The organism is Viridibacillus sp. NPDC093762 (assembly GCF_050279675.1).
GTDB lineage: Bacteria > Bacillota > Bacilli > Bacillales_A > Planococcaceae > Viridibacillus.
The window spans coordinates 24,051-48,934 of record NZ_JBNNUK010000019.1; the positions used below are offsets into that span (position 1 = coordinate 24,051).

The window sequence follows — 24,884 nt, forward strand, 5'->3', positions numbered from 1 at the left end:
TAAGAACTAAAAATTACCCTCTGTTATAAATTTACATCTAGAAAATCCAACCATAATCTAGTCATTAAAATCCAGCTGCAACTATTATTCAAATAACACCACAGCTGGCTCTTTCCCCAAAAATGATATGTACAAATGTAATTGCGCTCGGTGATGGTTTAGATGAGCTAAAATTTCTAATAACCATTCAAAATGGCTATAAGTTGTTCCCCAATATGATGTTGCCGGAATAAAAACATCAGGCAGACTTTCATAATAACAAACTAATTCTTCATACCCCTCATTCAATTGCTTCAGCATTTCCCTTTTACTATCGACCATATTAATGTCATAAAATGCATTCATTTCCTCCACTGATGCTTGGCCAATTATTTGAAGATCTGCCTTGCATATTATGGCTAAATGGCTCACTAACTCTCCTACAGTCCGCTTTCCTTCAATAAGAGCAATTTGAAAATCTGTTTCATCAAGTATCTCGATTAATGATTTAATACTATTAATCGTAAATTGGATTTGATGGAATGTATTTTGTAGATATGTATTCATTTTTTCCCTTCCATGATCAATTTAATAATAACTAATGTGTTATCAGAACTTATTAATGTCCCTTCCAATCACTTTTTAACATACTAAAAGTAATAAGATCTTCATAATGGTCATATAGCCATTGCCCATCACGTTTAATACCTTCTTGAACAAACCCTAATCTCTTTGGGATTGTGATGCTTTTATGATTATTAGCTGCACACTGAATTTCAATTCTATGTAAATCCATTTCATTAAATAGATAGTCAATAATTGAGCCTACACACTTCGTTATGATGCCCTTTCCTTGAGCATCCCCAGACAGAAAATACCCTATACTAGTAGATTTGTTTTTCCAATCTATATAATGCAATCCAATCATTCCAACCAGTTGCCCATTATATCGAATTCCTACATCCAATCCATTATTATTAGCATAATTGGTTATCCACATTGGAATGATTTCCTCAAAATCTTCAGCTGATTTTCTTTTATCTACCCAAAGCAACCATTTACGTAAGTGTTCTCTATTTGTATCAACTAGCTGGAATAACTCTTCTTTATTATGTTGCTGTAACAATACGATATCAATTTGATTATCTATTTTGTATGAAAACATATTAGTACCCTCCTGTATTGTAACAGATGTTCTAATTAATTATAGAATATTTCAACTATTATATTATGATTCAAATCCTCTTTAAAGAAAAAACAGCAGAATCTTCTTAGATTCTGCTGTTAAATATTATTGATGAAAATAACTTAATTACTTTAACGGAATCCAAATCTCAGAATACAAATCCGGACTAAATGGATCATCGTCAGTGTATACTTCTAATTCTGGTGTACCTGCATGCTCATATTTATTTGAGGGGAACCATTCTGAGAATATTTGTTTCCATGCTTTTGACATTGCATCGGGCATAGGTCCACGAACTTCGAATACACCCCATTTTGATGCAGGAATTTCTAACTTTGAAAAACCTTCAGAAGGATTACCATCATATTCTGTCGCTATCCAATAGTCGATTTTTTCTACTGACTCAGTCTCTCTTTTATCTACACAAACTCCTAGAACACCTGTTATTTCTCCGTTGTTCAACTTAAATAATACCTCATCAGTTCCTTTTGCATTGATTTCATCCCAAAATACAGGGATGCCTTTAAGATTCTCATCATTCTTTAATGCAAATTCACGATTAATCCCTACTACTTGAAAGCTGTCTCGTTCAACAATTTTATATTCCATCGGTGTTGCTCCCTTCAGACTAACCTGGATAGCCAGGCGATTATAAGATTTCAGCTTTCCAATGTTTTTTCGTACATCACTTGGCGTTACACCATGCTGTCTACGAAATGCTTTTGAAAAAGCCTCAGGAGTGTCATAGCCATATTTGTAGGCGACATCAATTATTTTGCAGTTAGAATTTGCTAACTCATGTGCAGCAAGAGTTAAACGCCTTCCTCGAAGATACTCTCCTATAGACGTATCGGTTAATATCGCAAATGTTCGTTGAAAATGAAATTCCGAAACGTTTGCTTGTTTCGCGATATCTTCAATAGATATGTTCTCCGTTAAATGATCCTCCATAAAGTCTATTGCCTTTTGTAATGATTCAACCCACCCCATATCGCTCACTCCTTAATTGAATAATAACAATCTCAAATAACTAAATCCTGTCATTTTATGCTGAGATTAGACCGTATTCTATGTATTGTTTTACTAAACGTAACCTAGCACCCTCACCCCTGAAACGTAATCCATGTTGGACACGACTCATTAGGAAATAGCTCTAAAATTTCTAAAGCATATGGGCTTGTCGTATCGAATTCACCTATTAAAACTTCATAACCATTTGTCTTTGCATATGTAATTTGGTTGTAGGTTAGTAGTTGAAGTAGAGGTAGATGCATTATTTGATCAACGCCACTCCATCCAATTTCCAATTCTGTTTGAACTTCTGTTTCGTGTAAAAATGAATACGCGATAATGTTTTGATTTACTGGATTACAAAGGAGGAAACTACCTTCTAAAATGGCATCATCATATAGTTTCTGCCATTCTTTTAAAGGTAAATCTGCTACAGGATTTACAAGATGTGTTTCTTCATAATTGCGCTTTACAAGTACTGTTAGTTGCTCCATCAGACTTTGATTATCCATTATGTCTTTTAAAGTTTTCACTTCGAAATTGCTCTGATCCAATGCTTGAAAATGTTGGTTTAAGTCTAATTTAGGCATATATGTTTTCCGAATAATTTTCATATCCAGTTGTTCATATAGCTCCATTTGCTTCTTAGACGATTCCCATAACGATGTTTGCAAAGGAAGCTCCAACACCTCATTTCGCTTAACATATTGCAACAATTGAAGCACCACTTTTTGAGAATTTTGAGAAGTGTACGGGTTACTATACACTCGAAAATACAGGCAATACGGATGCAATTTACTTTTCCAAGTAACAATTAACCCTACAAGATTCTGTTCTTCATATGCCATATAAGCAAACTCATATTTGAGTTGTTCTACAATATGTAAAACAAAGGGCTCCTCATAGCTATATTTCATCAAATCTTTCACTTCGTCTAACTGATTACCAGTGTACTTTTTCATGTTGAATTCCAAATGAATCCGCTCATTTCAATTTAATGTTTAGTGTAACTACTGCTTCCCACAAGCATAACAACGTTTATCTTTATCTGCTTGGCCATACATGCGTAGTTCCTTTTCAATCCCACAAGCTCGGCATTTCTCAAAATAGATTTGCGGTAGCTCGCCTGCTTCAGCCAATGGTACCCATTCCGTTTCATACAAGCTTTTTGTCATGCCAAAATCAATTAATACTAGTTTCCCTTCAGCGTTTAAACCAAAGTTACTGCTATCTTTTAAATCAAAACTATCAAACCTTTGATCGAGCTCTCTTAATAACTCTCTCAATCTCGGGGACATTCTATTATCTTCAACTACGTTTAACTCATATGTCTGATTGTTTTTTAACTCTAAATTTTCGTGATAACGTTGTATACAAATATCCTCATTGACATAAACCATTTCCGCTAATAAATCTACAGCGTTTCGAGCTTTCATATATTCATATATTTCAATCTCATTCAATGATTGTTTGTACCCTATCGGATGTAAATGTACTTTTATGACAAACTCATCAACGCGGTATACTTTCCTTGTTGACCCGATGCCAATACAGTTTTCTTCAATACAATAGGGTTGCCAATTTGAAATTATCCTGTTTACCATTTAATCAGTCCTCGCTGTCCGTTGAAATTCGAGATAATTTATGCTCAACATTTAAGTCTATTATTCGTTATATAACCTTGATAATAAGTTATATTCCGGATTTACTTCCCATGTTTCATACGGGACAAAAGATTTGGCTCTCATTGCATCTAGAGTGCGAGTTTTTTGTTGTGGGCGGGTTATATATCGATCAATATTAGATTCGTTTAATTGAATATATTTGGCTTCTTTAATTTCTTCTGGTTGAATTTTAATTTCTCCGCTAACATACTCTGCTTTAAAAACAACAGATAAAACATGCTTTGTAGCATTAAAGTAGACACCTGTTATGCCTATAGGACGTATTTCAATGCCAGTCTCTTCAAAAAATTCTCTATAAACTGCCAAATCTAATGGCTCCCCTACTTCAACATTCCCACCTGGCATTTCCCACGTATCCGAACGCCAATGAGTTCTAAGTAATAATACTTCATCTCTCTCGTTCCTTACTAAGGCTGAAACCGAAATAGTCTGTTTTGGTGGTTCATACCCCAATTGAAATCACCTCCATGTTTAATTATCCTTAACTCTTTTTTAATCTTCGTGATAATTACTAAATCAATAGTCCGTAGTTTTAGCCAACAACTCCTATCGATTGACCTATAAGTTCTTTATTTTTTCGTAATCACTTTTAAGTATACTTACTTTATTTTAACCTAATATTTAGTTAATTAGATAGATATATGTAAAAATTTAAATAATAATTTTTTAACCATAGAAATAGTAAAAACAGCCATATCCTGAGAAAGATATTAGTTAATAGTCTTTGATGAGACCCCTAATGCGTCTTATAAAATCTATTTTCCTTAATTCAAAAAACAGTTACAAAGTTTGCAACTGTTTTTGTTCTACTATATGAAATACTACATTTTAAATATAAATATCTTTTATCAACACACAAGATAGTCGTTTTAAAAATAAAGTTACCCTGTGAAGGTGCTCTTCAATTTACATTTTTATTCATAATAATCATATGGTTAACAGAATGCCCAGTATATCCCGTAACTAATAATACCAACTATTAACAAACAACTTTTATGATTTTCTTTCTATCATTTTTTGTATCGGTATATGTCTTCAAGCAATATCCCACTTTATTAGGTTGTTTCTCCTTTGTTCAACAATATCTCCCGATCCCCTTTTAATTCTAAGCCCTTTTTCCAAGAAAGAATCACGAACCCAGAAGCTACTATTAATAGCCCACTAAGAATAATAAAACAATATAATATTAAATCTGAAGATATCATCTGAGTAAATAGAGCAAGCAAGACGATCCTAAATAATAACCCAATTGAGCGGAATAAACCATCCACCCTTCCAATAATTTCATTAGGAATTTGGTCCATTAAGAAAGAGTTTCTAGCAACCCTTGCTCCACTATTTCCTATTGCGATAAAAAACATAAGCATTAAATACACGGGGAGATCCACAAGAACAATCAATGATATAGCAATGGTATAAGTAATAACACTGAAAATGATTGTCTTTTCATTTCCTATTTTTCTCGCGAGAATTGGTACAAACATCCCAGCAATAATTGCGCCAAAAGCATAAATCATACTTTCAATCCCATAGGCACTTGCTGAAGCCTTTAATACTTCCCTTAAATAAACCGGGAACAAATAGTTCGTGACCATCACACCGATAAAGGGCATTATAGAGAATATTAAAAACAGGAACATAGTTGGCCGAAACATCATATATCTTAATCCTTCACTAACTCTTGTTTTATCCTTTTCCCCTGTTTCATCTATTGCTTTCCTCATATAAGGAAGTTTCATATAAAAGTAGATAGCTGCAGCATATGAAAGGACATCCAGTAACAAAATATAGTGCAAATCCCATTTCAACAATAAAATGCTAGCTAAAGCTCCCGCAATCATACTCGAAAGCTGGCTCTGAACTTCCATCGTACCGTTTAAAGCTTTGTATTGATCCTTATTAAAAATTTCTTGATTTAAAGCAAACATAGTAGGAAAAAAGATAGTGTAATATAAACTTCCTATCATATAAATAATCGTGTAATGCCATACCTCATATGGTAAACCGATAAATCCTATTAATGTGAAAAGCATTAATAATAAAAAGCATACAAATTCACTAATTAATAGTATTTTCTTTCGATTCATCTTGTCGACTAGGTTTCCTATAAATGGCGTAATTAGAAAGTTAATACTTGTCATGCATATTGATATGTAACCAAACACTGTATTGCCATTATTACTAGACACCAACATCCAAGGTATAGCGATCATCGTAATACCTGAGCCAATTGAAGAGGCGATATTAGCAAAAATAATCAACCGAAAACGAGAATCATTATATAAATTTCCCATATTAAAGTACCCCTTTTATCCAGTGAGTTAAATCCAAAACTCCCCAGCTATTTAGTACTTTCACTATAATGGAAATCTCCAATTTCAAATTCAATCATAAGTTCGAATTTCAGCTCATCCAATTGACTGAAAATTATTGTAGTGATTTAAAATAATTACGCCATCGAATTCTTTAAGATATTGACACTTTCATCATAAAAATCCTTATGTTTCACTATCCCTCTCCTACTACACCAAGCAATTGATCCAATAGCATCTAATAAGGAATAGAACGGAAGTATTTTGTCTAAATTAATGATTGGACGGATACTCTCATACCCTTGCATATAAGCATCACGAGTTCCAGGGTGGTTGCTCCAAATATCTCTATTTATTTTAGTGAAATCTATTTCTGTAGAACCCGCTCTTGCACTTTCGAAGTCAATGATTCCGGCTACTCCTGTGTCGTTGATTAATATATTGCCTGGACGAAAATCTAGATGTACTAAGCAAGGACCATCTGGTTGGGGTAAAGCTTTGAATAGCTCGTTAAATTTATTTTCACTTTTTTCAATGAGCTCAATAGGTAAGAGTTCCCCACATTGAACTAAGTACTGATTAAATAGATTTTTTATATACAATCTCCAGTCATTTTTCTCAAGATATTGAAAGCCATTTTGTTCTTCATACCCATAACTTTGGAAACTCACTTCATGAAATTTTGCATGAGTTAGGCCGATTTGATAAGCAAGCCTAGCGTCAACTTTGCTTGTACATGGAATACCCTTTATCTCTGAAAGTAGCAAAGCTCCACTATCCGCTTCATCACCTACCCAATAATCTAAAACACGAGGAACAGGTAAATCTGATTCTAGCTTTTTTAGAATCGTATATTCACGGAACAGTTTATCTTTTGTAAAAGGAATTTTAATATACACATTCTCATTGTTTGTCAGACCGAGCTTATACACCTCTGAACTAAAAGACTCCGGTACATTTTCTATGGATTTGACACTTAATTTAAAATGCTCCATTACAGTTTGTAATTGTGTGCTCTGCATAAAATCCTCCTTTTGTATTAAGTACAGTTATGAAATATATAAATTTAAACAATATTTAGATTCATATACATTATATCTCAGTTGGTTTAAGTATTGGAATGGATCATTTTTGAGTGGAAATATTGGCGCTGCTCGTGGGTTTTTTTAGCGTTACTCGCTGATTCTTTGGCGCTGCTCACGGGCTCTTTGGCTCTACTCACGGGTTCTTTGGCGCTACTCATACTCTCTTTAGCGCTGCTCATGGGCTCTTTGGCTCTACTCGAGATTTCTTTAGCGCTACTCGTGGGCTCTTTGGCTCTACTCAGGATTTCTTTAGCGCTACTCATGGGCTTTGGCGCTACTCATACTCTCTTTAGCTCTACTCGTGGGCTCTTTGGCTCTACTCGGGATTTCTTTAGCGCTACTCACGAGCTTTGGCGCTACTCGCCGGTTCTTTAGCGCTGCTCGTGGGCTCTTTGGCTCTACTCGGGATTTCTTTAGCGCTGCTCACGGGCTCTTTGGCTCTACTCGGGATTTCTTTAGCGCTGCTCACGGGCTTTAGCGCTACTCGCCGGTTCTTTAGCTCTACTCGTGGGCTCTTTGGCTCTACTCGGGATTTCTTTAGCGCTACTCACGGGCTCTTTGGCTCTACTCGGGATTTCTTTAGCGCTACTCACGAGCTTTGGCGCTACTCGTACTCTCTTTAGCTCTACTCACGCTCTTTTTGGCTCTACTCGAGAACCATCCACAATGTTATCTTTTCAACTTTGACTTTCTTATTTAATATATGATAGTTTGTTCTTTTCGGTCGATTTGTATTAATATGGAATTTTTTTATATCTCTAATCTATCTGTTTTACTATTTATTAAACAGACATCATTAATAGAACGCCCCAATTTGAAAGGTATTCTTGAATGTCTGTAGAATCTTAATTATAAGATTTATTAATACTCATATTTCAATGTAATGACAAGCATAATTCATTAAAGGTTGATGAGGAGGGATTAAGTGAAGCCAGGAAAGTTTATGCTATTTATTTTTTCATTGTTCTTATCAGGATGTGGATTAAATAAAGATCCAAAAGATATTATGCCTGAAGAAATGCCAAGTGATTTTGGTTTTTCAGTTAAATTCGGTGTTGGTAAAAAGAATGAAATTAATACTTTTGAAGGTAAGGTTACTAAGGATTTAGTAGCTGATGGAACAACAACAATAAATCTGCCTCTTACAGTAGAAGAAAAGGCCAAGGTTTATGAGAAAATGAAAGACATCAATATAATAAACATGAAAGAATTAGTCCCTAAAACTGCGTGTATGACAGAGCCTTATAGTGAAGATGAATGGAAAATCACTATTAATGGTGAAACAATTACACCATATATTTCTGGAGCATATTGTGACAAAGCCACTGATGAAAATAAACTGATTGATTTACGAAATTACATACGAAATATAGTTCAAAGCAAAGTTGAATATAAAAAACTCCCAGAAGCTACTGGTGGTTATGAATAGTTAGTTGTCTTATAAACACACGAAAACGCTTGGAAGACTATCCAAGCGTTTTGATGTATTAAATATGTTAATTAATTAATTAATATTGAGTCTAGTTCTTCTATATTACTTACAATATAAGTTGGTTCTTCTAATGCCAATTCCTCTTTACTACCGTAGCCATAAAGGACACCGATATTAGCTATGCCTTCCTTCTTCGCCCCTATTAGATCATGTTTACGGTCACCAATCATAATGACTTCACTTTTATCTGGAGAAGATAGTTGTAAAAGTACTTCATGAATTACAGCAGCCTTTGCAATTCTTGTACCATCTAAATTACTTCCTACTATTACTTCAAAATATTGATCGAGTTTAAAATGCTGCAAAATTTTCTCAGCAAAGATAGTTGGCTTAGATGTGGCAACAGCTAGTGTTTTCCCTTTATTCTTTAAAGTTTCAAGTAGTGTTTCGATTCCAGAATAGACTTCATTTTCATATAAGCCGTGTTGTTGAAATCTTTCACGATAATATTCGATTGCTTGATTTACTTGTTGGTCATTTAAATCGTAATAAGCCTGAAAATATTCTTGTAAAGGGGGTCCAATGAATAAATCTAATTTTGAGTAATCCACTACTTCAATATTCATCTTTTCTAAAGCATATGCGACACTTTTAGTAATTCCGACTTTTGGATCCGTTAATGTTCCATCTAAATCAAATAATATATATTGGTAATTCATTCATTCCTCACCTCTGAATATTAGTATTAGCTACATCTCTTCTGGTGCCTGGATTCCTAATAAACGCAATCCTTCTTTAATCACGATAGCAACACAAGCGCATAATGTTAGTTTCACCTGCATTGTAGCTTTGTCTTCTAGTATTCTTGTGTGGGCATAATACTTATTAAATGCTCTTGAAAGTTCGATTAAATACTTGGCAATTTGCGAAGGGTCCGCAAGTTCAAGCGCTTTTGCCACCACTTCTGGGAAACCTTTTAGTGAGATGACAACTGGCCAAGCCTCATCAGATAACCCCTCAAATTGGCTGACTTCATTACTATATTGACCTTTTCGTAAAAGTGAGCAAATCCGTGCATATGTATATTGCACATAAGGACCTGTCTCCCCTTCAAAATTCAACATTTCTTCTAGCGAAAACTCAATATCATTCATACGATGATTTTTTAAATCGTGGAAGATTACTGCTCCTGTTCCTACCACTTTCGCTATCTCTTCTTTTTGCTTCAGGTGTGGATTTTTTTCATCAATATTCTTGCCTGCTAATTGAATAGCCTCATTTAATACTTCTTCAAGTAAAACCACTTTCCCCTTACGAGTAGACATTTTCTTCCCGTCTTTTAACATCATGCCAAATGGGATGTGTTGTAACTCTTTTGCCCAACCATATCCCATTTTCGCTAGTACGTTAAATAACTGTTTAAAATGTAGAGATTGTTCATTTCCTACGACGTAAAATGATTTTGTTGAACTATAGGTTTCATTTCTATATAGGGCTGCGGCTAAATCTCGCGTCGCATATAACGTTGTGCCATCCGTTTTCTTAATCAAACATGGCGGCATATTTTCTAAATTTACAACCATCGCCCCGGCCGATTCTTCAAGTAGTCCCTGTTTAGTTAATAATTCAACAACTCTTTCCATTTTATCATTATAAAATGCTTCGCCCGCAAACGAATCGAAACGTATGCCAAGTAATGTATAGACCTGTTCAAATTCCTTTAGCGATGCTTCTCTAAACCATTGCCATAATTGCAGTGCTTCTTCATCACCTTGCTCTAACTTTTTAAATGCTGCACGTGCTTGATCATTTAATGAGTCATCTTGATCTGCTACTTCGTGAAATTTGACATATATCTTCAACAATTCACGAACTGGAGACTGCTCAATCAGCTCTTTATTTCCCCATAAATGATAAGCGACAATCAGTTTGCCAAATTGAGTACCCCAATCTCCTAAATGATTGATGCGTACTACTTCATAGCCATTTTTCTCTGCAATATTAGCTACTGCATTACCGATAACTGTTGACCGTAAATGCCCCATCGAAAAAGGCTTTGCAATATTAGGGGATGAAAAATCTATCGTAATCGTTTGACCTTCTCCAAGTTTTTGTTGTCCGTATGCAGATTGAGAGGAAACTATGCTAGATAATACCCCTTTCGAGATTTCCGATTGCTTTAGAAAAATATTCACATATCCAACAACAGCTTCAACCTTTTCAATAATGTCATTGTTCACTTTTCCACTTATTTCTTTAGCTATTATGGTTGGTGATTTGCGGAAAATTTTCGCTAATGCAAAGCAAGGAAAAGCATAATCCCCTAAATGTGCATACTTTGGCTTTTCAATTGTTTGTTCAATATCACTCTTTGCTAATTGACCATCTACTGCTTCAAATAATGTATTGATTATCAATTGTTTGTCTTCCATTCTATTTCCCCCTCAAATAATAAAATCATTGTTCATTCCAAACAAATTCCAATTGTTTACCTGCAGTAATGGTACAGAAAGCAATAAAAAAAGCCCCCGTCTCAAAACAAGAGACGAGAGCATAGATCCCGTGGTACCACTCTAGTTGCCACAATATGTGACCACTTTCCATTGTTAACGAGGTGATTCCCCGATCTTTTCTACTGCTAGTTCAAAAAGTTTCTCCAAAGTGCGCTTCATTCATGCTCCATGTATTAGGCTCCCACCATCCCTAACTCGCTTGACATTTCCCCATAAACTACTCTCTTTTTCACAGAATTTTTTTATTAAATTGTTAATATGGTATATTTAATTTGCAAATAAGTCAATGTTTGAGAAAAAATATAACATTTAATTTATTTTTACATGGAATTTTCGAGGGAATTTATGGTATAAATCAAAATTTTAATAAAAAATTCAACTGATTGTCATAGAATTTACAATTAGTACTTAGTCATAGTACTTTATTATAAAACTATAAAAAAAACACACTCGTTTCCCACAATTTTTTCCGCTTTAATAATCATTCATTCTAAATAACTGTTTCAAACAATTTCCATTCATGATTAGCATTAGGCAGTTCAATTACGTCTATTTGCTAAAACTTTTTGTATAACACCTTCCTGCTTATATAATCTATAAAACTATTATTTATTACGTTCTTTCTTATATAAATAACAAGTATTTGGACTTCAATAATTCAAGTTGATCTGAACTTCAACTTAAAGCAGAATAAACCTCACCTTCTCTCAACTTCGAAAATAACTTTCTTACATTTTCCACATACTCATCAATTTAGTTAACCAATATATAATCTAGTCATAATATCAACCATTAATATATTAACAATAAATTCTGTGGAATAAATGATGGTCTCATACAAACTCCTAAAAAATACAAGTCTATTTTTCCTTAAAACTAAGAAATTCATATTATTGACACAAATATTTTAATCGTATACTATTGAGACGTAAAGTAAATTGGGGTCAAAAAGTTACCATGTTTAAAACGGTGCAGGAGGTAGAACTAGGTATTTACGTTCATGAGTAATAGAGTTTCAAATCACAGTAAAAATTAATTGGTCAAGAAGTACTCAAAACTACATAATCATTTTGGGTCCTTATAAATTTTTTTACGAAGACAATTAGGTCATGAAAATAATTAAAGGGTATTTTATTTTAACGCTTTCTATAAATCTCATTAAAGAGATTTTGGGGAATAGAGAGTAAAATTAGACAAGCTCAGGTATTTTGCCAAATAAGCAGTCTGATATGGGAAGTATATAGGTTAAAAAACAAGAAAAAGAGGTACAATACGTGAGCACAAATAAGAAAAAAATCCACTACGCATGGTGGTTATTATTAGGTTTATCTATTATGGTCGGTTTGGCTAAAGGCGGAATCATGACTGCAGGTGGATTGTTTTTAACTCCAGTAACTGAAGATTTAGGTATTGGAATGGGAAGTCTAACACTTTACTTTAGTATTTCTTCTATAGTAACAATGATTTTCTTACCATTAGCTGGTAAGATCATTGCTAAGTATGATATTAGAACAATTTTAGTAACAGCAATTATTTTACAAGCGGGTTCTTTTGCAATGTTTGGTTTAATGAATTCTGTTTGGGGTTGGTACTTATTCTGTATCCCAATGTCAATCGGTTCAATTTTTGTCACTCAAATCGCAGGGCCAGTATTAATCAACAACTGGTTTAAAAAACATAACGGTTTAGCAATTGGTATCATGGTTGCATCTGGTGGTATTTTCGGAGCTATCCTACAACCTATGGCTGGTAACTTAATAGCAAGTGAAGGTTGGAGAACGACTTACTTCATCTTAGGTGGAATTGTTATAGCCATCGTTGTGCCTATCGTATTATTAACAATTAGAATGTCTCCTAAACAAAAAGGTTTACAACCATTAGGTTTAGAAGTTGAAATTAATAAAAACGAAGGTCCTTCTTCAGTTAAAGTTAAAGTTGAATCTAATACAAACACCGGTATTTCAGCAGCAATCGCTAAAAAATCAAGTGCATTCTATGCATTATTATTATTCTTCTTCTTTATTACTGCTATTAGTAGTTTTGGTCAACACGTTGCTCCTTTTGCAATGGGCTTAGGCTATGACGTTAAATTTGCTGGTGGTGCAATGGGCTTCTGGCAAATGGGTGTACTGATTGGTGCATTAGCATTCGGTATTTTAAGTGATAAAATTGGTGCAAAAAATACAGCTATCTTCGCGATGTTATTAGGTTTAGTCCCAATCGCAATTCTATTAACTGTTCCTGATAATTCTACGATGTTCTCTTTAGCAATTGGTATTTATGGATTTGTTGTTGCATCACTTGGAACATTAGGACCGCTATTAACTACAGCTATCTTTGGTAACAAAGAATACGGTCAAATTTACGCTTCTGCAGTTATCGGTTTAGCAGTTGCAGGTATCGTTGCATTACCTGGTTACGGATATGTGTTCCAATTAACTGGTAGCTACACTATAGTACTTTACGCAATTGCCTTCATGTTAGTTATTAATGTATTATTAATTATTATGGCATTTATCGGTAAAAAGAAACTAGTACAAGCAGGTCATTGGAAATAATCACTTTTATCTCCCTTAACACATAAGTGAATTCTTCCCTTTAAATTATTTTTTCTTGATGGATTGTTTACTACACCTTTTCATCAACCTTACTAACGAATTTGAAATCAATAACTTACTTTCTATTCACTCCGTTTCAAACTCTTCTGAAACAAATAGAGAGAATAAATAGACCTTATTGAGCACTTCTAAGTTGCAACATTGGTTATATAAAACCAAGACAACTTGGAAGTGTTTTTTTATGTAACAATTAAGTTTAACTTTTCATATAGATTTACAGAAAGGTTTTCAAATCATCTGCTCATACTCTTCTCTCAAAATAGAATACATTTTTAAATCTTGATGGGTACCTTTCACAAATAGCCCTTTTCGAATTAACCCTTCATAAGACATGCCGACTTTCTCCATAACCCGAGCAGAACCTACATTCTCAGTTAAACATTTCGCTTGGATTCGAACTAAATCCATTTCTTCAAAACCAAAAGCAATTACTGCTTTGGCTGCTTCAGTAACAATGCCTTTTCCCCAATACACTTGTGAAATTGCATAACCGATTTCAGCTATTTGTTGTTGTGGCTGCCAAGATACGAAATCTATTGTCCCAATTAATGTACCTGTCTCTTTATCTTCAATCCCCCAAAGAGCATATTGATCTAACTCGTATTTGTTTAATATAAATCGCACAAACTCTTCTGTATCCTCTAAACTTTTATGCTTAACCCAAGTACAGTATCGTGCAACTTCCTCATTCGAACAATATGTATGCATATCATAAAGGTCATCAAGTGAGATTTTCCTTAAAATTAATCGATCTGTTTCTAAAATAGGTAGCTTGCTGTAGATATCCTCTATTTTCATCCTATCACCTCATTTCAAGTTTTCATACCAACGTAACGCTTTTTGTTCTATTTCACTAGCAAAAGTCGATTTCCCTTGTATATATGCCTCCATATTAAATGGATATTGTGATGCATTTGCTTGCTTTATTCGACCATATTTTGTCGCTTCATCAGGATGGCTTCTTAAATAATCGCGGAAAGCTAGATGTCTAGTAATACCCGTATGTCCTAATTCATAAAAGTGGAGATGGTGTGTGCGATTGTCACCACCTTTTGTAAAATAACGTCATCCTGGGAGTCCATTCTCCCTTTTAGCTACATAACCTATTTCTTCTAATTTCTCTTTAAATTGATCAACCAGGTCAATGTGATAAACTACTGGCATTATATCAATTACAGGCTTCGCAAGAAGATTTTCAACTGATGTACTACCAATATGAAAGATATCATAAATCTCATCATTGAAAATATCCCTAATTATCTTTTGTTCTTTGTAGAATAATGCAACCCATTCTTGATCGTATTCTACCACTTCAACCTTTCTCATTTTTCACCTCTATTTCGACATCCCTTTAAATTCAATATATTCAGTCTATTATAATCGTAGCATACTTCTTTAAACTATCTATCTAATTGCGTTAACTTATAAACACTAGTATAAATGAACAGTATCAAAATCCCCAACACAATAAACATAAGTGTAATTCCATTCTCAGGAATAAACTGCATACCCCAAATAAATAAACTCGCTATCATACCTCCAATTACACTCATCAAGCCTAATATAGATAAATGCTTTCCCCTTGTCTCCTCTGGAATCGATTTAGCTACAATGGATTGGTGAGTATGCATATACAGTAGTGTAACAAATGACAGTACCGTTAATTATTTACAGACTTCAATAATATGTAACTACCTAATGATACTTTAAAGGAATCACCACAAATAAAAATTGATTCTAAAGAATCGTTAGATCGCATAATTCTAGTATTATAACGATTTTACATTAATTAAATATCAGAAAATTATAATTATTAATACTTTTTTACAAAGGGATTCTTTATCTCAATTATTATATTATTCTGTCATTTAAGCTTATTGCTATTCCATCTTATGTTTTTTTGTATATAATGGAGAGACACCCACTTTTAGGTGTAAATAAAAAGATAAAGGAAGTGAAGGTTTATGATTACTTTACGCATTCATAAGGAAAATTCAGAATACGTGGTGAAACGGATAAGTAACCACAATGCCGATCAATATTCTGTGCACTCTGTTGAGTCACTCTATGAAAGTTTGTTTCATTTAGGTCGCAAAATGCATATTAGTAACATCCATTTCAACATTCCACATGATTTAAAATCCAAATTAATTTCTTTTCTATCCGTCGAATTTCCTGCCGAGCTTTACGATTATCATATTAAGATTATTGACTAAACCGTTACCTCATTGATTTTATCTTCTAGAAGCGACAGTCAGTAACCATCTAGGTGCGATTTTATATCGTTCCTGATGGTTCAATTATACATATTGTATCATCTTACCAAAATTCCGACATACGCCTTCTAGCGCCATGTTGGTATTCTTTCTTATTAGCATTAACTATCATTAGTCTTTAAATTGGAGCCCCATTTCATGAAGCGATTCTTTTAATACTCTTATAGATTTAGGGCCCATACCATGAAGCGCCTTTAAGGTCTTTTCATCAATTGTTGTTAATTGCTCTAATGTCGTGATTCCTAAGCTATTAAGTGCTCTTACCGCTGGCTTTGATACACCTTTGGGCCAGGTTTGCATGACTTCACCCCATCCGTTTATTTTAAGTCGCAGAAAATATAATTTACCACTCATATACTTCGACATCATTTGTCTTCACTTTACGATGTCTATTTTTACACAGATGGTTATTACACCAAAATAATTACAATAAAGATTAAAGAGAAAATAACTGAACTGCTTAGAATAAATATCAATTGTAATCTTGAAAATATTCTCAAAGTACTTCGGTTTTTAATTTTTCCAATTGTCTTTGCAACTTTTATATTCATTGGAATAAAGAATATCGTGAATAGCACACTAATTAGTAATAATACAAGTATAATTGAAATAAAGGGTGGTATATTTATTTCCCAAAGAAAAATTCCTACAACAAATACTGGAACCCCCATCCACAACCCAAATGTAAAGAATAATAACACAATTGCAATTACCAGTAACATAAAATCTTTCTTTAGAAAGTCACGATATGCTTTGCTGTATATGCTCATATCTAATCCCCCTACTCCTAAAAATCCCTTACTTTTATCGGATTGTGCTTTAACAAATAACTGAAAACCATCCTGTTTCTTTTGGGAAATCATTTCGAGTAAGCCTTTGCCCAGAAAGCATTTGTCGATAAGAAGTGATCGTACCATCGTGTGACACTATATAAATTTTTTCTTTATGTAACTTTTTACATTCACCAATAAACTTTTCTGCAAGGTTTGTGAATTGATGTTCTGTTAAGGTATTAATACCATTCGACCAGAGTTCAATTGATGCCTTGCTATCTATTTCAAAAGTTGGGTAATCATGTTCAATAATTTCTAAATTAATTATCTTATCACAAGGCAATGTATTCATACTTGAGTGAATGGGAAAAATCCTTGGAGCTACTAATGGGCTTACAATCTTGCGACAATATTTATTTTCGTTCCAAATAAATACAGTTTCAAGCGTTCTTCTAAGTGGACTAATAATGATTACATCATCATCTGATAGCGGAAATTGATTTCTTAAAAACAATGCCTGTTCTACCCCTGTAGAAGTTAATGCTGGGTCTTCTATTTGCAGACTTTTAGGTACATCCAAAGTATGTACACCTTGGCCGTGACGAATAAATACCAACTCCATTTAACTCCTCCTATGCTATTATTTACACTTTTTATCAATCCATTGATTTTACAACTCCGAAAACTTTATTATCCAATTATACCAAAATAATAATAAGAATAGTATAAATCATCTATTCTCTACTTTATCTCATCTCTAGGTGTACCTTAGTGTTTTTAAAAGTACTATTTAATAATAGAAAAAAAGTAACATTGTTATGAGGCTTTTTTCTAGAATGGTTTTGGAGTATTTGCTTAGCCAATTAAGACTTATTCTTCTAATAAATATTCTCTTCAATTTCTAACAAAAAGCGATTTTAAAAAGTCTTATGACCCTTAACACAAAGCCATTTAGCATTATTCTGCTCATAAAACTTTATTGAATTGAACCCCGTTCTAATAAACAATTGTTCCAATTCTTCTTTCGTTTTAAAATTTTTCATATGATAATTTATTTTGTATAGTTCTGCAATAATTAGAAAGTGCCCATCTTTATTCAAAACTCTAAATGCCTCTTTCACTCCATTTTCTAAATCTGGCCAGAAGTAATGTGTTTGAAAAGCTGTTATTATATCAAATGTATTATTTGGAAATGGTATGTCAGTAACACTTCCTTGGAGGATATTTACTTTACCCTTTTCCACATCTTGTTTATTTGCTCTAATTGAATCTTTTACTGCTTGTTCGGAATAGTCTATACCGACAATTTTTCCAAACGTATTCCGCTTAGACAATAATTGTATTGTTTTCCCCCCTCCACATCCTATGTCCAATATTACTGCTGATTCTTTTACTTTTACCTTTTCTAACGCCCATTGGTTCATGCTGGTGTGTGCAGAATTCATAATTCTCAACATAATTGAGCCTATGATTCCTTTTGGATTCTTAGCTTGTTCTATCAATTGGTCTAGTAGGTTCAATTCCATCCTCCATTTTCTCTTCATTTAAGAAAGAATATTCACTACAAATCGCCCTTACTTGTAAATTCATTATTATTTATATTTGAGTAATTTTTATTTCTAATTTTCAACCCAAAAACATTTTAACATATTTTACCTGATAATAAAGAAACAGTGGATTCCTATTAGAAACCCACTGCTTTTATATTTCTTCATTTAAAGAGTACCCCTTAATATTCTACAAACAATGCATCGCAGCCTTGGCTTCTTCCCAAGGGACAGAATAGCCCTTCCCTTTGGCACAGAAAATTGAAGTGGACGTATACTCTGGATCTGCATTCTTATCATAACCAATTTCTTCAATCACTTGTTCAGTATTATGGCATTGATCATAGCCAGCAAAGTTAAGTGTAAGTGCACCTTTACCGTTTGTGAAAGCAGCAAAGCTTGTGCTGTAGTTCATAAAAGTGGCAACCGGAACGCGTCCTTTTATGACAACCTTGTCCCCTATGTTTTCAGGTGGATTAAAACGTCCGTGAGCTTGTTGAACATCAGACATTACACGTCCTATATGATCCATATCTACTTTAATCTTAAAATCATAATACGGTTCAAGTAGAATATTCTCAGCTTGTTCCAGACCTTGTCGTAATGCCCTATGGGTGGCTTCTCTGAAATCACCACCAGATGTATGCTCGTTACTTCCACGCCCTGTTAGTAGGGTTATTAACACGTCTGTAACTGCAGAACCTGTTAGTAAGCCGTGATGGTTTCTTTCAACTACATGTTGATGGATTAAATTTTGATTGCCGACAGATAAATGATCTGCATGACATTTATTCTCAAATGTAACACCTGAACCTCGTTCAGTTGGTTCGATTTGTAGATGCACCTCTGCATAATGTCGTAGCGGCTCGAAATGTCCATACCCAGTTACAGTTGCCCTAATCGTTTCTTTATACAAAATCTTCGGTTCACCAAATGACACTTTATATGAAAAACGCTCTCTAACAATCTGTTCTAGCACTTCAAGTTGAATAACCCCCATTACATGAACATGAATTTCTTGAAAATGCTCGTCCCAAAAGACATGGAGAGATGGATCTTCTGCATCCAAAATCTTAAAACAACGAAACATTTCCTTCACATGAATATTAGTGTCGAAAATGACTTTCGATTTTAATGTAGGAATGAGCTCAAAAACTGCTTTCTCTCTGAGCACGCCAAGACCTTCTCCTATTTCTACACCACTTAAGCCAGTGACCGCGAAAAGTTCACCAGCTCGAACTTCATTGACTGTTGTAAATTTATTGCCATTGTACAAACGGATTTGCGTGATCTTTTCTGAATTTTCTCCGTATTTCACTTCATCCCTTACTTGCAAAGAACCACTAAAACATTTCATAAACGTCACGCGCTGATCATTATCATCATGACGTATTTTATAAACCCGTGCAGCAAAATCACTGTCTTTCCTATAAGAAGTCACCGTAAGTTGGTCTAATTTTAAGAAGAATTCCAACACACCGATATCCTTTAATGCCGAACCACTTGCTGAAGGGAAGATTTCTCCAGATGCAATCAGTTTTTTGAATGCTTCAAGCCATTTCACTATATCATAACCTGACTCCATATACTGTTCCAGAAGCTCTTCATCCCGCTCTGCAATAAATTCAATGAGCTCCTCTTGCATTTGTCCATCTTGGAAAGCAGTTGTTATATCACAAACATTTTTTGTAAGATTCGATCGAATCTCATTTAATACTGCTTCCGTATTGACACCCTCTCTATCTGTTTTATTTAAAAAGAAAAAGGTAGGGATATTGTGTTTACGTAATAATTGCCATACCGTTTCCGAATGGCCTTCTACACCATCAATTGCACTAATTATTAAAATGGCATAATCCATCACTTGAATAGCGCGCTCCATTTCAGGTGAAAAATCGACATGTCCAGGTGTGTCAATAATTGTATAAGTGTGGTCGTTGTATGTAATAATGCCTTGCTCAGCAAAAACAGTAATACCACGCTCTCGCTCGATGGCATGATTGTCTAAAAAGGCATCCTTGTGATCAACCCGCCCCCTCTGGCGGATACTATTCGTATGAAAAAGTAGCTGCTCGGAAAATGTCGTTTTACCAGCATCTACATGGGCAAGTATCCCTATTGTTTTATACATATATGCTCCTCATTTCGTGTAGTACAGATGACTATATTATAGCATCGAATAGGTAGCTTGAAGCAGATAAGATACGCTGAAAAATATCGTTGTTTAATAAATCGAAACTTTGCTTGAAGAGCTCAACATGCAATAGCTCATTTTTATTTTGCTATGTTAATTAATGTGAACACGGCACTAAAAGTTTTTCTATGCCTTTCACATTGCATACTATAGAACCTTTAATGCAACTTCATAAGAAACTCGACCTTCTTTCCAAGTAGTCAAGATTTCATTTATCGTTTCCCTTTTTTCTTTTACAACGTCAAAATCTTTAAATGTGGCAATCAATTTATTTTCGTTGTCCCAAACTCGTATTTCGTATTCAATTGGTTCTTTTTCAAAATTTTATTTTATAGGCTTATTTAGATCCACACCAATAGTATTTTCATGCAACCTTATTCCACTATTTAAAGAATTCATTCTCAAAATTATACTTAATACCCAATTAATATAACAATATTTACCTATATAACGGTTTTTCTTAGGGATTCAATTGTTGCTAGTGTATTATATATAAGGAAATAGATTGAACCATTTTATTTAATTCTGAAAGGTGTAGATTTTTTAATGACATATTTAATGGAGCAACAAAATATGAAAGAACTTCGAGTAGAGTTAACTCGTTTTATGATGGCTTATAAATTTGCATTAGATGAAATCGGGACGAAGGTTCGTATTTTAAGGGAAGAATTCAAGTTAATTCATGAATATAATCCAATAGAACATGTAACTACACGTATAAAATCACCAGAAAGTATTTTGATAAAAATGCGTAAAAAGAATATCCCTACAACATTGGATGGTATCCGTGAAAACATGAAAGATATTGCGGGTATTCGAATTACATGCTGTTTTGTTTCTGATATTTATATCATTAGTGAAATGATTCAGGCTCAATCAGACATCGAAGTCATCGAAGTAAAGGATTATATCCAACAGCCAAAGCCAAATGGCTATCAAAGTCTTCACGTCATTTTGAAAATACCTGTCTTTATGTCGGATCGTGAAGAGCATGTATACGTAGAAATGCAAATCCGCACGATTGCTATGGATTTCTGGGCAAGTTTGGAACACAAAATCTATTATAAGTACAATAAACAAGTTCCAGAACGACTAACAAATGAATTAAGAGAAGCCGCTTTTACTGCAGCTGAACTAGATCGTAAAATGGAACGACTAAATAAAGAAATCAACATCCTAAAAGAAATCGAGGATGATGAAAAAGATAATCTATCTATAGAAGACACAGTCTCAACGAAAATGCTTATTCAGATGATGAAAAAGATTGCTATTGATAGACTGAGGTAAAAAAAATTAAACAAAAAAGGCGCTGCCCCCAAAAGTCGGTTTTCATTGACTTTTGGACAGCCCCATAAAAGATAAAACATTATTAAATCAATTGGTGTTTTTTTGTGTTACTGAAAAAGGTTTTGCTAATAGTATATATAGAAACCATAACAATTGGACTGCCTAACAATAAGTAAGCAAATCCTTCAAATCCTCTTACTACTGTATATCCATATGCAATGAGTACTACTCCTAAAGCCAACGATGCCAGCATGTAAATGTTAATTGTTGTTTTAGAATGCCCTTTTTTCTTCAACTTCGATGCTATAACCGTCAGAACTACACCAACGATAATGCCAGATAATAAAGGTAAAAACATCATATACATTCCCCCCTCTCATTAGAAAATTCCATAAATTAGTTTTTTTAAAAATATTTATCATCTGTTTCTTATTTTTAATAATAAGCTCCGAAATAATATATTATATGAATCTTTAGAATGCGCTCTCCGTACCAAGACAATCTTCTTTCATCAACATAAATACAGTTAAATATTATATGTGCTAGAGCTAGTTTATACTTCCACAATGGCCTATTCACAGACAAATGTCTTATCAAGATAATTTCTGCTATTACAGTAACGTATTTTACGAAATGAAAATTCAATTTACAAAATAATGGATTTCACAAATATTTAAACTCCATAATTAATAACTATTCGGATATATTGCTCATTGATCCAATACCCTTTATTGTTATATTTCCTTCTGGCGCAATGGTTAATTTTTATTGCTTGTTTCTAACTATACATTTAGAAAATTCATGTTGAGTCTGAACAATTCGTCAGTTGTATTAATCATACATATATATGGCTTAAACTAGCCTCATTAGTACTTGGACTAGTCACATCTTCTTCTCAATTAACATAAAATATCTCATGTTGTGAATAAATATTTAATTACAATTCGTCTCAATAACAAATAACAAACAAATTGATTAATCATATTTCCAAAGCAAATGGTTCGTAGTTCAAGATCGTAAGTGGAGCAAATAACTGCTTTATATAACCACATTTTATGTAAATATCGTTAATCGAATAAAGCCCTGCTTTTTCGGCTTTTGAATTTATGAACTATATCGAATAGAAAAGGAAAAATCTTCAGAGATTAATCTGAATACAACTTTTAATTCCTAAGCTTAAATATGTTCAATCCCTTTAAGGAGGATATAGATGGATAATAGACAAAATAATCAAAATTATGAATCACCTGAGGTTTTCGCTGCTAAACTTGCATTGATTGGAACTGCAATCTCTACATTAGGTGATGGAATACAGACTGTTGCTGCTGGAATCGCACTACAACAATTAGAGATTTCAAATAATCAAGGATCTTCAAATCAAGATAACCAATCAAAACAATTAGAGCAACTACAAAAACAAGTTGAGCAACTAACAAAACAAATATCTAATCTAGAACGAAAAAAATAGGAATGGTTCTACATTTCTATTGCCAAACATTATTAAACCCTTACTTAAAAAGCACACTATCAAAGCTCACACGATGTAAGTGAGCTTTTTATGTACGATTTCAATACTACTGTTTGCAATTGTCTCAATTAGTCTTTTTGTTCTGATAAATTCAAATCAATTAACAAGTGCGTTTCCAAAAAAACAAACCACATTAGAGGGTCTCATCTGAACCGTACCCCCAATTGTTAGACACAACTAACAATTGGAGGTGTAATTTTTTTGAGTAATACTATTTACTCCTGATTTCTGATTACTATTACTTCTACCCCCTTCGCTCTTATTACATCAATCTTTTCAGCTCCCATTTCTTCATCAGTAATGATTAGATCTAATTTCACAACTGGATCCATTCTAGAGAACATATCAATACCAAAATTATAATGCCCCATTAAACAGAAACGTTTTCTAGAAATGTCATACAGCGTCTTATGAAAGAAAGAACCCTTGGTGAAGCAGTACTTAACCCTGTTGCTTAAAGTGGAATGAATGCTTAATGGGATGATAATTCACCTTAGAATATTCTATTAAATATCGCATAATTTCATAAAAAAATCGTTCTAGTTGTAGATCCCCCGCAAACCTTACACTTAATTAAGTAGGCCTCTATAAGCTTGATAGCGTCATTTCGTAGGTACATCTAAAGTTGGATGTGTATTACTCAAATCGTTATAGTGCCACCATTCTGAATTGATTGTTTTGAAGCCAGATTGAGTCATGATTGTTGTTAAATAGTTCATATTTTTTTGCGCTGTTTTAGAATTCCCTTGATAGTAACGCCCTGCTTTAGTAGAAAAGGAGTCGAATTTGGTTGGCATTTTCAGTTCTTTACCTTTAGAATCCACTAATGTCACGTCCACACTGACTCCTTTACTATGATTGGAATCTAACGTAGGATTTGCAACATAGTTATGGTTTTGAATCTTGTTGTACATTTCCCATTGAACAGATAATGGTCTATAAACGTCCCAGATCTTAATCTTATAGCCTCTTTTATGTGCTAGTTGATTGGCTTTTTTTAGTTTTACTGCTGTCGATTTTGCCACCAATGCTTTACTGTCTTTTGGGTATAATGCATATCCCATGAAATTATTCTTCGTTGCATATTTTAAGTCAATGATAAAACCATCTTTTTCAGATAATTCTACAAGACCGGCTTCCTTATAGTTTGCGGGTGCTGATGTTAGGTATTTACCAGAGACCCATCCTGTTTTACCGTTAGCACTTACTTTGTACCAACCTTTCGAGTACTTACTCGCGGTCACAAATATCCCTTTTTCAACTGTCATGATTTTTTTGTATTTTGTGCCGATCCCTTTTCTCATATTCACAGCCGTTGTTGCTTTTAAAGTTTTATTTAGGGACTTTTTAGCTGGTGAGGCTTGAACAGATGCTGTTTGTGACACCCCAGCGATACCAAGTGTAAACAGTAAACCAAGCACCGAGCTAGCAATAAAGATTTTTTTGATATTCAATTTC

General features: G+C 33.8%; 23 protein-coding genes, 1 pseudogene and 1 other annotated feature. Of the genes and pseudogenes, 4 read left to right on the plus strand and 20 right to left on the minus strand.

Annotation, left to right across the window (positions count from 1 at the left end):
• Positions 1-84: 84 nt before the first annotated feature.
• The 8 genes from ACQKM9_RS17925 to ACQKM9_RS17960 all read right to left on the minus strand — a co-directional run bounded on the left by ACQKM9_RS17925 (position 85) and on the right by ACQKM9_RS17960 (position 7,195).
• Complete coding sequence (locus ACQKM9_RS17925) at positions 85-546, minus strand: DinB family protein (RefSeq protein WP_427735749.1); 462 nt, start codon at positions 544-546, stop codon at positions 85-87.
• 52 nt (positions 547-598) lie between these two features.
• Positions 599-1,144, minus strand: a complete 546-nt coding sequence (locus ACQKM9_RS17930) for a GNAT family N-acetyltransferase (RefSeq protein WP_427735750.1) — start codon at positions 1,142-1,144, stop codon at positions 599-601.
• Positions 1,145-1,291: 147 nt separating this feature from the next.
• Positions 1,292-2,155, minus strand: coding sequence for an AraC family transcriptional regulator (locus tag ACQKM9_RS17935; RefSeq protein WP_427735751.1), 864 nt, complete (start codon positions 2,153-2,155; stop codon positions 1,292-1,294).
• A gap of 113 nt (positions 2,156-2,268) precedes the next feature.
• A complete protein-coding gene (locus ACQKM9_RS17940) occupies positions 2,269-3,138 on the minus strand; it encodes a GNAT family acetyltransferase (protein WP_427735752.1) in 870 nt (289 codons plus the stop codon).
• 48 nt (positions 3,139-3,186) lie between these two features.
• Entirely contained in the window at positions 3,187-3,780 is a 594-nt protein-coding gene (locus tag ACQKM9_RS17945) for a protein kinase (RefSeq protein WP_427735753.1), read from the minus strand.
• Between the two features lie 60 nt (positions 3,781-3,840).
• Positions 3,841-4,314 (minus strand): NUDIX hydrolase, encoded by a 474-nt coding sequence (locus ACQKM9_RS17950; RefSeq protein ID WP_427735754.1) that lies wholly within the window; start codon positions 4,312-4,314, stop codon positions 3,841-3,843.
• A gap of 602 nt (positions 4,315-4,916) precedes the next feature.
• Positions 4,917-6,155, minus strand: coding sequence for an MFS transporter (locus ACQKM9_RS17955; RefSeq protein ID WP_427735755.1), 1,239 nt, complete (start codon positions 6,153-6,155; stop codon positions 4,917-4,919).
• Between the two features lie 155 nt (positions 6,156-6,310).
• On the minus strand, positions 6,311-7,195 hold the full coding sequence (locus tag ACQKM9_RS17960) for a phosphotransferase family protein (RefSeq protein ID WP_427735756.1): 885 nt from the start codon (positions 7,193-7,195) through the stop codon (positions 6,311-6,313).
• A gap of 988 nt (positions 7,196-8,183) precedes the next feature.
• Between ACQKM9_RS17960 and ACQKM9_RS17965 the strand changes: the two genes are divergently transcribed.
• Entirely contained in the window at positions 8,184-8,687 is a 504-nt protein-coding gene (locus tag ACQKM9_RS17965) for a hypothetical protein (protein WP_427735757.1), read from the plus strand.
• Positions 8,688-8,758: 71 nt separating this feature from the next.
• Here the strand turns inward: ACQKM9_RS17965 and ACQKM9_RS17970 are convergent, their stop codons facing one another.
• Positions 8,759-9,409 (minus strand): HAD family hydrolase, encoded by a 651-nt coding sequence (locus tag ACQKM9_RS17970; RefSeq protein ID WP_427735758.1) that lies wholly within the window; start codon positions 9,407-9,409, stop codon positions 8,759-8,761.
• A gap of 30 nt (positions 9,410-9,439) precedes the next feature.
• Positions 9,440-11,122: an arginine--tRNA ligase gene (argS, locus tag ACQKM9_RS17975; protein ID WP_427735759.1), complete on the minus strand. Its 1,683-nt coding sequence runs from the start codon at positions 11,120-11,122 to the stop codon at positions 9,440-9,442.
• Between the two features lie 106 nt (positions 11,123-11,228).
• Positions 11,229-11,445: a binding site (T-box leader), on the minus strand.
• Positions 11,446-12,477: 1,032 nt separating this feature from the next.
• Here argS and ACQKM9_RS17980 point away from each other — a divergent pair.
• Positions 12,478-13,761, plus strand: a complete 1,284-nt coding sequence (locus ACQKM9_RS17980; protein ID WP_427735760.1) for an MFS transporter — start codon at positions 12,478-12,480, stop codon at positions 13,759-13,761.
• Between the two features lie 288 nt (positions 13,762-14,049).
• Here the strand turns inward: ACQKM9_RS17980 and ACQKM9_RS17985 are convergent, their stop codons facing one another.
• The 7 genes and pseudogenes from ACQKM9_RS17985 to ACQKM9_RS18015 form a co-directional block, all read right to left on the minus strand.
• The gene (locus tag ACQKM9_RS17985; RefSeq protein ID WP_427735761.1) at positions 14,050-14,619 is read right to left on the minus strand and encodes a GNAT family N-acetyltransferase; all 570 of its coding nucleotides are present in this window, start codon (positions 14,617-14,619) and stop codon (positions 14,050-14,052) included.
• Positions 14,620-14,628: 9 nt separating this feature from the next.
• Positions 14,629-15,147 (minus strand): annotated as a pseudogene (locus ACQKM9_RS17990) (GrpB family protein).
• Positions 15,148-16,208: 1,061 nt separating this feature from the next.
• Positions 16,209-16,397, minus strand: a complete 189-nt coding sequence (locus ACQKM9_RS17995) for a DNA-directed RNA polymerase subunit alpha C-terminal domain-containing protein (protein WP_427735762.1) — start codon at positions 16,395-16,397, stop codon at positions 16,209-16,211.
• 110 nt (positions 16,398-16,507) lie between these two features.
• On the minus strand, positions 16,508-16,867 hold the full coding sequence (locus ACQKM9_RS18000; RefSeq protein WP_427735763.1) for a hypothetical protein: 360 nt from the start codon (positions 16,865-16,867) through the stop codon (positions 16,508-16,510).
• A gap of 49 nt (positions 16,868-16,916) precedes the next feature.
• Positions 16,917-17,492, minus strand: coding sequence for a histidine phosphatase family protein (locus ACQKM9_RS18005; protein WP_427735764.1), 576 nt, complete (start codon positions 17,490-17,492; stop codon positions 16,917-16,919).
• A 295-nt stretch (positions 17,493-17,787) separates the two neighbouring features.
• On the minus strand, positions 17,788-18,390 hold the full coding sequence (locus tag ACQKM9_RS18010; protein ID WP_427735765.1) for a class I SAM-dependent methyltransferase: 603 nt from the start codon (positions 18,388-18,390) through the stop codon (positions 17,788-17,790).
• Positions 18,391-18,607: 217 nt separating this feature from the next.
• Entirely contained in the window at positions 18,608-20,548 is a 1,941-nt protein-coding gene (locus tag ACQKM9_RS18015; protein WP_427735766.1) for a GTP-binding protein, read from the minus strand.
• 609 nt (positions 20,549-21,157) lie between these two features.
• Here ACQKM9_RS18015 and ACQKM9_RS18020 point away from each other — a divergent pair.
• A complete protein-coding gene (locus ACQKM9_RS18020) occupies positions 21,158-21,898 on the plus strand; it encodes a GTP pyrophosphokinase (RefSeq protein ID WP_427735767.1) in 741 nt (246 codons plus the stop codon).
• A gap of 82 nt (positions 21,899-21,980) precedes the next feature.
• On the opposite strand, the gene ACQKM9_RS18025 is transcribed toward ACQKM9_RS18020, so the two are convergent.
• The gene (locus ACQKM9_RS18025) at positions 21,981-22,259 is read right to left on the minus strand and encodes a YesK family protein (RefSeq protein ID WP_427735769.1); all 279 of its coding nucleotides are present in this window, start codon (positions 22,257-22,259) and stop codon (positions 21,981-21,983) included.
• Positions 22,260-23,108: 849 nt separating this feature from the next.
• On the opposite strand from ACQKM9_RS18025, the gene ACQKM9_RS18030 reads away from it, so the two are divergent.
• Positions 23,109-23,366, plus strand: a complete 258-nt coding sequence (locus ACQKM9_RS18030) for a translation initiation factor 2 (RefSeq protein WP_427735770.1) — start codon at positions 23,109-23,111, stop codon at positions 23,364-23,366.
• Positions 23,367-23,641: 275 nt separating this feature from the next.
• Here ACQKM9_RS18030 and ACQKM9_RS18035 read toward each other — a convergent pair whose 3' ends face one another.
• Together ACQKM9_RS18035 and ACQKM9_RS18040 are read right to left on the minus strand one after the other, a co-directional pair.
• On the minus strand, positions 23,642-23,797 hold the full coding sequence (locus ACQKM9_RS18035; protein ID WP_427735771.1) for a hypothetical protein: 156 nt from the start codon (positions 23,795-23,797) through the stop codon (positions 23,642-23,644).
• A 231-nt stretch (positions 23,798-24,028) separates the two neighbouring features.
• Complete coding sequence (locus ACQKM9_RS18040; protein ID WP_427735772.1) at positions 24,029-24,880, minus strand: M15 family metallopeptidase; 852 nt, start codon at positions 24,878-24,880, stop codon at positions 24,029-24,031.
• Positions 24,881-24,884 lie beyond the last annotated feature (4 nt).

Bases quoted from the DNA above. Each gene is read 5' to 3' on its own strand.
- ACQKM9_RS17925 (WP_427735749.1), bottom strand. From the start codon at position 546: ATGAATACATATCTACAAAATACATTCCATCAAATCCAATTTACGATT.
- ACQKM9_RS17930 (WP_427735750.1), bottom strand. From the start codon at position 1,144: ATGTTTTCATACAAAATAGATAATCAAATTGATATCGTATTGTTACAG.
- ACQKM9_RS17935 (WP_427735751.1), bottom strand. From the start codon at position 2,155: ATGGGGTGGGTTGAATCATTACAAAAGGCAATAGACTTTATGGAGGAT.
- ACQKM9_RS17940 (WP_427735752.1), bottom strand. From the start codon at position 3,138: ATGAAAAAGTACACTGGTAATCAGTTAGACGAAGTGAAAGATTTGATG.
- ACQKM9_RS17945 (WP_427735753.1), bottom strand. From the start codon at position 3,780: ATGGTAAACAGGATAATTTCAAATTGGCAACCCTATTGTATTGAAGAA.
- ACQKM9_RS17955 (WP_427735755.1), bottom strand. From the start codon at position 6,155: ATGGGAAATTTATATAATGATTCTCGTTTTCGGTTGATTATTTTTGCT.
- ACQKM9_RS17960 (WP_427735756.1), bottom strand. From the start codon at position 7,195: ATGCAGAGCACACAATTACAAACTGTAATGGAGCATTTTAAATTAAGT.
- ACQKM9_RS17970 (WP_427735758.1), bottom strand. From the start codon at position 9,409: ATGAATTACCAATATATATTATTTGATTTAGATGGAACATTAACGGAT.
- argS (WP_427735759.1), bottom strand. From the start codon at position 11,122: ATGGAAGACAAACAATTGATAATCAATACATTATTTGAAGCAGTAGAT.
- ACQKM9_RS17985 (WP_427735761.1), bottom strand. From the start codon at position 14,619: ATGAAAATAGAGGATATCTACAGCAAGCTACCTATTTTAGAAACAGAT.
- ACQKM9_RS17995 (WP_427735762.1), bottom strand. From the start codon at position 16,397: ATGCAAACCTGGCCCAAAGGTGTATCAAAGCCAGCGGTAAGAGCACTT.
- ACQKM9_RS18000 (WP_427735763.1), bottom strand. From the start codon at position 16,867: ATGAGCATATACAGCAAAGCATATCGTGACTTTCTAAAGAAAGATTTT.
- ACQKM9_RS18005 (WP_427735764.1), bottom strand. From the start codon at position 17,492: ATGGAGTTGGTATTTATTCGTCACGGCCAAGGTGTACATACTTTGGAT.
- ACQKM9_RS18015 (WP_427735766.1), bottom strand. From the start codon at position 20,548: ATGTATAAAACAATAGGGATACTTGCCCATGTAGATGCTGGTAAAACG.
- ACQKM9_RS18020 (WP_427735767.1), top strand. From the start codon at position 21,158: ATGACATATTTAATGGAGCAACAAAATATGAAAGAACTTCGAGTAGAG.
- ACQKM9_RS18025 (WP_427735769.1), bottom strand. From the start codon at position 22,259: ATGATGTTTTTACCTTTATTATCTGGCATTATCGTTGGTGTAGTTCTG.
- ACQKM9_RS18030 (WP_427735770.1), top strand. From the start codon at position 23,109: ATGGATAATAGACAAAATAATCAAAATTATGAATCACCTGAGGTTTTC.
- ACQKM9_RS18035 (WP_427735771.1), bottom strand. From the start codon at position 23,797: ATGGGGCATTATAATTTTGGTATTGATATGTTCTCTAGAATGGATCCA.